Annotated in this window: 8 protein-coding genes and 1 pseudogene; 5 read left to right on the top strand and 4 right to left on the bottom strand. The window is 67.5% G+C overall.

Annotated features, from left to right (window positions below; translation table 11 throughout):
* Positions 1-190: 190 nt before the first annotated feature.
* Entirely contained in the window at positions 191-1,111 is a 921-nt protein-coding gene (locus Psi02_RS35520; protein ID WP_203980252.1) for a helix-turn-helix transcriptional regulator, read from the top strand.
* A 604-nt stretch (positions 1,112-1,715) separates the two neighbouring features.
* Here Psi02_RS35520 and Psi02_RS40905 read toward each other — a convergent pair.
* Positions 1,716-1,844 (bottom strand): hypothetical protein, encoded by a 129-nt coding sequence (locus tag Psi02_RS40905; RefSeq protein ID WP_275415327.1) that lies wholly within the window; start codon positions 1,842-1,844, stop codon positions 1,716-1,718.
* Here Psi02_RS40905 and Psi02_RS41230 point away from each other — a divergent pair.
* Positions 1,831-1,881 (top strand): annotated as a pseudogene (locus Psi02_RS41230) (hypothetical protein); the annotation flags it as partial. The gene Psi02_RS40905 and the pseudogene Psi02_RS41230 overlap by 14 nt on opposite strands.
* Positions 1,882-2,053: 172 nt before the next feature.
* Entirely contained in the window at positions 2,054-2,623 is a 570-nt protein-coding gene (locus Psi02_RS35510; RefSeq protein ID WP_203980251.1) for a sensor histidine kinase, read from the top strand.
* 74 nt (positions 2,624-2,697) lie between these two features.
* Here the strand turns inward: Psi02_RS35510 and Psi02_RS35505 are convergent, their stop codons facing one another.
* Positions 2,698-3,831, bottom strand: coding sequence for a CopD family protein (locus tag Psi02_RS35505; protein WP_203980250.1), 1,134 nt, complete (start codon positions 3,829-3,831; stop codon positions 2,698-2,700).
* A 712-nt stretch (positions 3,832-4,543) separates the two neighbouring features.
* Complete coding sequence (locus Psi02_RS35500) at positions 4,544-4,933, bottom strand: acyltransferase domain-containing protein (RefSeq protein WP_275415328.1); 390 nt, start codon at positions 4,931-4,933, stop codon at positions 4,544-4,546.
* Positions 4,934-5,036: 103 nt separating this feature from the next.
* Between Psi02_RS35500 and Psi02_RS41225 the strand changes: the two genes are divergently transcribed.
* Together Psi02_RS41225 and Psi02_RS35495 are read left to right on the top strand one after the other, a co-directional pair.
* Positions 5,037-5,120, top strand: coding sequence for a putative leader peptide (locus Psi02_RS41225; RefSeq protein ID WP_373317351.1), 84 nt, complete (start codon positions 5,037-5,039; stop codon positions 5,118-5,120).
* Positions 5,121-5,214: 94 nt separating this feature from the next.
* Positions 5,215-6,504, top strand: coding sequence for a dicarboxylate/amino acid:cation symporter (locus Psi02_RS35495; protein ID WP_239095433.1), 1,290 nt, complete (start codon positions 5,215-5,217; stop codon positions 6,502-6,504).
* Between the two features lie 123 nt (positions 6,505-6,627).
* On the opposite strand, the gene Psi02_RS35490 is transcribed toward Psi02_RS35495, so the two are convergent.
* Positions 6,628-7,497, bottom strand: a complete 870-nt coding sequence (locus Psi02_RS35490; protein WP_203980248.1) for an LLM class F420-dependent oxidoreductase — start codon at positions 7,495-7,497, stop codon at positions 6,628-6,630.
* Positions 7,498-7,630 lie beyond the last annotated feature (133 nt).

Genomic DNA, 7,630 nt, shown 5'->3' with positions numbered 1-7,630 from the left:
ACCCGCCGACTATCCGCGGCGGGCACCCAGCCTTCGATTCCGCGGCCCCCGGGGCGCTATGGGGGCGCTTCATCGCTGGTCGGATATGGGGATCGCACCGGCGATGCGGGTTGGCTCGCATCAGGCCGGGCTGAGATTTACCAGCTGGCCGGGTACCCCATCGGGTGGGTGATGCTTACCGTGGCGAGCTATGAGCGGAAAACAGCTGGGTGAGTTTCTTCGCGCTCGGCGCCGGCTCACCACCCCTGATCAGGTGGGGTTGATACAGATCGACGACCGCCGCCGAACGCCGGGATTGCGTCGGCAGGAGGTCGCGAGCCTGGCAGCCGTAAGCCTCGACTACTACATCAGGCTCGAACAAGGCCGGGAGTGCCGGCCTTCGGATCAGGTGCTTGGCGCACTGGCGCGGGTCTTGCAACTGGGTCCCGAGGCCGCCGAGCACCTTCACCGCCTCGCACACTCTGGAATATGCGATCGCGGCCGTCCGCAGCAGACGGATCGGGTTCATCCGGACGTGTTGCGCCTTCTGGATAGCTGGGACGACAAGCCGGCGTTCGTGATGAATCACCTTCTGGATGTTCTCGCCCAGAATTCGTTGTTCGCCGCGCTACAAGAGGGCTTGGAGCACACCGACAACATCATGCGCTTTGCCTTCCTGAACCCAGCGGTGCGTGAGTTGTGGGTGGACTGGGAGGCGCAAGCCAGACTCAGGGTGGCCCATCTCCGTGCCGCGGCGGGAGCGGACTGCAGCCCGACATTGCTCGAGCTGGTCGAGGAGCTGTCGGATGCGAGCGAGGACTTCCGGCGAATGTGGGCCCACCATGACGTCTGTACGGATGCCGGCGCTTCCATGTGCGTCCACCACCCGGACGCGGGAGACCTGACCCTGCGCTACCAGGCGTTCAGCGTCGACTGCGCTCCCGGCCAAAGGCTCATCGTCTTCCAGACCGATCCCGGCAGCCCGTCGGAACGGGCGCTGGCCAAGCTGGCAGGTCTCCGCCACCGGCAGTCGAGTAAGTCGGGGAAACAGGGTGTTCCGTGGGAGCTCCACGACCTCGACGAGGTCGGCCAGGTCGAGGTGGCCGGCCACCCCGCGACCGGGTGGACGTAAGGGATGAGGATCCGGCGGCCGCACACCCGTATGAATCTCCACACATGGCGTCAAGTGGGGTGAAAGGATTCTTGTCAGAACTCTATGGCGGCTCTCAGCGGAGATGCATCGCCAAGGGGGGCAATGACTGGCCGACGGTGGGGGCCGGTCACGCGCCGGCGTCGGTCGTTCCCGCACTCCGTGCTCGTTACGCCCTCATCGTGGGGTTGTTCTTTCTGATCGTTCTCACGGTGGTGGGCGCCTTCGTCGACGGCTGGATCTTCCGCGACACACGCCGGGCCGCCTTCGAGTGGGCCGACGCGATGCGGCCCGGCTACGTGCCACCGCCGGGTTCGGTGGGTCACGTCGCCTATCTCCAACTCGTCGATGATCGGGGGCGAGTGGCGGCGGCCAACACGGCGGCGGCGGGAAAGCCCCCGCTGAGCTCGGTCCGTCCCCCCGCCGACGACCGGATCATCAACCTCACCGAGTACCCGTCGTGGGACGACAGGCCCATCCTGGTCACGGCCATGCGGCTCAGTCCACAGGCGTCCTACCTGGTGTGGAACGGCCAGTCCCACTACGTCTACGTCGGTGTCGAGCAGCCCCCCGGCCTGGCGAATCACTACCTGGAGATCGGCATCGGGGCCGCCGTCCTGTTCGCCTCCGCGACGGCGGTCTGGGTCACCTGGGTGGTGATGGGCCGGACCCTGCGCCCGGTGAAGGCGATCAGCGAGAGGATGAGCGAGGCCACGGCGGGCGACCTGACCCTACGAGTTCCGACACCGCCCGGCGATGACGAGATCGCACAACTCGCGCACAATTCGAACGAGTACCTCGAACGGCTGGAGGAGGCGGTGACCGCTCAGCGGCGTTTCGCTTCCGTGGCCTCGCACGAGCTCAGGTCTCCGGTCGCCGCTCTGCATGCCCAACTGGATGAGGCGCTGACCTACCCCCGGGAGGGTGGATCCGCACCAGACCATGCGGACGGCTCTGCGCACCACGGAACGCTTCCAGGCGATCATCGACGACCTGTTGGCCTACACCCGGGTCACGGAGACCCGCGCATCCGCCACCGAGCCGCTCGACCTGTCAGCCCTTCTTCAGGAGGAGACGGTCGCCCTCTCCTCCGGCACGCCGATACGGGTGAATGCGACGTGCCACCCCACCGTCCTCGGCACCCGGGTGCAAGTCGCGGGCGTCCTGCGCAACCTTCTGACGAACGCGCAGCGGCACGCCGGTTCTCACGTCGACGTCACAGCGGAGTGCATCGGCGAGCAGGCCGTCGTGACCGTACAGGACGACGGCCGGGGCATCGCACCAGAGGACCGCGAACGGGTCTTCGAACCCTTTGTCCGCTTGGCGGAGGGGCGGCGCCTGGATCCCGGGGGTGGTGGGCTCGGCCTGGCCCTTTCCCTCGAGACGGTGAACGCTCACGGAGGGTCTCTCGCGATCGAGGATTCTCAGAGGGGAGCGCGGTTCGTGCTCCGCCTGCCGGCTGCGAACCCGGATCGAGAGTCGGCCCGGCCGTAGCCGTCACTTCAAGATCATCCGTCTGAGTGTTACATCTCTGCGTACAGAGACGGCTGTACGCAGAGATGTAACGGCTATGCGCCGACGAGGTCGTCGGGACCTCTGCTCATCGTGACGGCGGCGGCCGCTGCGGTCCTGCTCCGGGCGATGCGCCCGGACACGCGGTAGCCGGCGACCATGACGACGATGACGGCGAGAGTCTCGGCGGTGCCCCAGGCCCAGGTGGATGCGCTGACCTGCTTGGCGGGGATCTTCGGTAGCTCCGCTGACGGCGAGGTGGCGTGCTTGGCGGCCTCGGCCTGGAATGCCTGGTTACGGGCGGAGCCATGCAGGAAGGGCGCGACGAACAGCACCGTCATGCCGAGGAGCAACTCGACTGCGAGCAGGGCGGGGAACTGCCGGAGGAGGATGGTCCGCAGGCGCCGCTGGTCACCGTCGGCACGCAGAGCGTCGATGCGGGGATGCAGCCAGAACTGGTTGAAGATGCCGAGCGACAGCATGGTGCCGAAGATGAGGATCTTCACGCCGAGCACCCGGCCGTACATGGTGGTGAACAGCTGTGCGGGGCCGTCGACATGCTCCCAGTACAGGAACAGGCCGGACAGTGTGATCGCCGCCACGCAGCTCATCGCCAGTACGGAGAATCGGCGGATGGCCGCAGACCAGAACGCAGCCCGCGCTGTCTCGGGGACGGCGCCGGGCAGGGCGAGGAGCAGCAGCCCGGCCAGCCCGCCAATCCAGACCGAGCCGCCGAGCAGGTGCACCATCCAGATCACGGTCTCGAAACTGGTCCGGCCCCAGTCGTCGGGTGCTTTGGTCGGAAACTTGGTCGTGCCGAGCGCCACTGCGCCCGCCGCCAGGCCGATGCCGAGCAGCCACGATCTCGCACGGCCGCCGGCCACGGTCCGGTACGCGAGCGGAGCGACCAGCGCGGCGCCCACCAATGCGAGGGTGACCTCCAGTCCGGACAACCGTCCGGCGTTGCTGCCGTCATACAGCGAGTTCCAGGCCGCGGCGTAGTCGTATCCGCCGGACTCCGACGCCCCGTGCGCGAGGTCGGTCAGCACCGCGGGCACCGCCAGCACTCCGAGGACGAGGGCGGCTCGTGCCAGTCGCGCGGTGACGGGGGCGAGCCCGTCGGAGCCGATCCGCCGGACTGCGGGCCCCACAGCGAAAAGCGCCAGCGCGGTCAGGCCGACGAATCCCATGAGTGTGATCCATGTCGTCCATGCCACCGCGGAGTCAGAGAAGGGACCCAGCGGCGTTGAAGGCGGCGGAGCCGCCGCGATGGTGGGGAAAGGCACGGTTCACCTCGGGGGATAGGCCAAGTAAATGCAGATTTACTTAGGTTAGGCATAGCTAAGTTCCGGATCAACGTGATGAAGTTCACCGCCCGATCAGCGAGCCGATGGCCGCCTTCTTACGTACGACCCGGATCGCCCAGAGCAGGTGGGGCCGACGGCTGGGTCTGGGTGCCGGGACTCGTCTGTGGAGGCGGTGCCGGCCAAGGGTCGTCGGCGTGGCCAGGTGCGGGATGGATGTTCAGCAAAGGCACGCCGTGGGGGAGTACCTGGCCGGCGTCGGCACGGGCGCTTCATCGTCGGCGATCTCTGCTGTCGGGAGGCAGAGTCGGAGGTTCGGGGACGTGCCTCCGCCGGCGCGTTACGGCCGCCGGGCCGGTGGGCGGAACGCGGGCGTCGATGGCCGCTCTCCGTATCAGCTACGGCTCCGGCCGTTGGGCAGCGTGAACGCTGCGATCATTGCGGCCGGCCGGTCGATGCGGGTCAGCCCTCCGATGAGGTTGACCGTGATGAGCAGTGGCAGGTGTGAAGCCTGCCGCAGTCGAGCCCGTGTATGTACGGACGCGGCAAGGCCGTCACGGCGTGACGACGACGGCGCGTGAGCGGTCGGTGGCCAGCTTCACCGCGAGAAAGCGATGTCCGACGTGCGAGGACGGATATCCGACAGGACCTCGATGAGACGAGGTTTCACCGCTTCGACCAGGGGCGAATGGGAGGCGTAGTCGACCCGCACCTCCCGCACGTCGAGGTCGTCCGCGCGGCAGACGGTGACGAACTCGGTCAGTGTTGTGGCTTCACCGGACACCACGGTGACCGCGGGCCCGTTGACGGCTCCGACGCTGAGCCGGTCGCCCCAGTCGGCCAGTCGTCTGCGCACCTCGTCGGCGGGAAGGGGCACAGAGGCCATCCGGCCCGTCGCTCCGATGGTCGCGATCGCCTGGCTGCGGAGTGCGACGACCGCGGCGGCATCGGCGAGGGACAGCGCGCCGGCGATGTGGGCTGCGGCGATCTCCCTTGATCTCCCGGCGCTTCCGGCTAGGAAAGTCCGGATTATGAGCTAGATCACTTTTGCGATCGGAATACTGTCCTATTGACTGCGGTTTGCTGATCGCGTGAGGTTTTCCGTCCTGTCTGTGTGGCTTGTTGAGCGGCTGCACATCGATCTCTGTCGTCTGACCGGCTCCCTCTGTCGCTGATCGCGTTTCGACGAACGCTCGATCCCCCGACCCCTCACCCACCCCCCTTTCGCATGCCCTCTCAGGCATGCCGTCTTTCGGAGCCTTCCTCATCGTGAAGAGATTCTCTTTCTCCCTGCAGTTGCTGCTGGGCCTGGTCGTGGGCGTGGCCCTCGGTTTCGCCGCCCGCATCTGGGACGTCGCCTGGCTTGCCACCACCCTCACCGAAGTCGGAAAAATCTTCGTCCAGCTGCTCAAGCTGGCAGTGCCGCCGCTGGTGTTCACCGCCGTGGTGGTCAGCGTCGCCAACCTCCGCAACGTCAACGGCGCGGCCAGGCTGGCGGGCAAGACGCTGTTCTGGTTCCTGGCCACCGCGCTGATCGCCGTCATCGTCGGCATCGGCCTTGGACTGATCATCAACCCGGGCCAGGGCGTCACCCTGAGCACGGCGGGCGCGAAGGCGCCCGAGAATGTCGGCACCTGGGTCGACTTCCTCACGGGCATCATCCCGACGAACATCGTCACGGCGTTCACCGAGCTCAACGTCCTCCAGATCGTCTTCCTGGGGATCGTCCTCGGCGCGGCGGCCATCGCGATCGGCGAGAAGGCCGAGCCGTTCCTCGACTTCAGCCGCTCGATTCTCGAACTGGTCCAGAAAGCGCTGTGGTGGGTCATCCGCCTGGCCCCCATCGGGACCGCCGGCCTGATCGGCAAGTCTGTCGCCACGTACGGATGGGACCTGCTCGCGCCGCTGGCCAAGCTCAGCCTCGGCGTCTACATCGGTTGCTTCATCATCCTGCTGGCCGTCTACCCGACGCTGCTCGCGCTGGTCGGCAAGGTGAACCCGATCACGTTCTACCGCAACGCGTGGCCGGCGATCGAGTTGGCCTTCGTCTCCCGTTCCTCGGTCGGCACGCTGCCACTGACGCAGAAGGTCACGATCGAGCGTCTGGGCGTCGACCGTGACTACGCCTCCTTCGCCGTGCCCTTCGGCGCGACCACCAAGATGGACGGCTGCGCCTCGATCTACCCGGCGCTGGCGGCGATCTTCGTGGCGCAGGTGTTCAACGTTCATCTGGGGATCGGCGAGTACCTGCTCATCGCGTTCGTGTCCGTGGTCGGGTCGGCCGCGACGGCCGGTCTGACCGGCGCGATCGTCATGCTCACGCTGACACTGAGCACGCTGGGACTGCCGCTCGAGGGGGTCGGCCTGCTGCTGGCCATCGACCCGATCCTCGACATGATCCGCACCGCGACCAACGTCGCCGGGCAGATCGTGGTGCCGGTCCTCGTCGCCCGTAGCGAGGGCCGTATCGACGAGGCGGTGCTCAACGCTCCTCCGCAGCCGCTCGACGAGGCGCCGGTGAGTGCGCCGCGCTCCTCGGGCGAACCGGCGATCGCATAACGTTCTCACCCGGATGAGATGGCGGTGCGGCCCCGCGCGGGGCCGCACCGCCGTCCCGTGTTTCGGGAGGCGGTTCACCCAACCCGAATTACGCCTGATCTCCGAGCCTGTTTCCCGACCGGCCTAGCCTTTCCGCGGTTCGAGCGTCTCGGCGGCGGTCTCCAGCGCGGACAGGTGCTCGTCGACCGAGCGCAGGCCCGCTTTCATGGTGTTGATGGCGATGTGAGTGGCGCCGGACTGCCGCCACCGGCGGGCCAGATCGTTCAGCTCCTCCGCGTCGCCTGTCCAGTTGACCCGTCCTTCCATGCCGAGCGTGGAGGGGTCGCGTCCCGCCTGCGCGGCGGCCTCGTCCACCATCGCCTTGGCCTCATCCAGCTTCGGGCCTGGGGCCATCTGCGGGAACCAGCCGTCGGCGAGTCGTCCAGCGCGGCGGTACGCCGCGGGCGACTGTGCGCCGAACCAGATGGGGATCGGCCGCTGCACCGGCAGGGGCGCCAGCCCCGCTCCGGTCACCCGGTCATAGGTGCCGTCGAAGGTGACCGATTGTTCGGTCCACAACCGGCGAAGCAACTCGACCTGCTCCTCGACGCGCTTGCCCCGGGTGGTGAATTCCTGGCCGAGGGCTTCGTACTCGACCTGGTTCCACCCCAGGCCCACGCCCAGCCGCAACCGGCCGGCGCTGAGCAGGTCGACCTCCGCCGCCTGCTTGGCCACCAGGGCCGTCTGCCGCTGGGGCAGGATGATGATGGCGGTGACGAGTTCCAGTGAGGTCAGTGCGGCGAGGTAGCCGAACAGGACCATCGGTTCGTGGAACGTGGTCCGCACGTCGTAGACACCTTGCCAGCCCTGGTGGACCGCCGGGTCGGCTCCGACGACGTGGTCATAGGCCATCACGTGCCGGAAACCGAGCTCCTCGACCCCTTGGCCGTAGGCGCGCACCGCGCCTACGTCCGGGCCGATCTCGGTCTGGGGAAAGACGACACCGATCCGCATTCATGGCTCCCGTCAACTCTCAGGCGAACTCGCCGACCATCATTCCGTGCACCGCGCCGCTCAACCGCGTGCGACGCCCTGGTAGCCGGTTCGAACGGATGAAACAGCACGGGGCGATACTCGCTTTTGGGGC

It is taken from the genome of Planotetraspora silvatica, from assembly GCF_016863315.1.
GTDB classification, from domain to species: Bacteria; Actinomycetota; Actinomycetes; order Streptosporangiales; family Streptosporangiaceae; genus Planotetraspora; species Planotetraspora silvatica.
This window is presented reverse-complemented; position numbering and strand designations above follow the sequence as displayed.

What these genes read in the sequence shown, in the direction of transcription:
- Psi02_RS35520 (WP_203980252.1), top strand. Translation starts at nt 191, where the DNA reads ATGAGCGGAAAACAGCTGGGTGAGTTTCTTCGCGCTCGGCGCCGGCTC.
- Psi02_RS35505 (WP_203980250.1), bottom strand. Translation starts at nt 3,831, where the DNA reads ATGGGATTCGTCGGCCTGACCGCGCTGGCGCTTTTCGCTGTGGGGCCC.
- Psi02_RS35490 (WP_203980248.1), bottom strand. Translation starts at nt 7,497, where the DNA reads ATGCGGATCGGTGTCGTCTTTCCCCAGACCGAGATCGGCCCGGACGTA.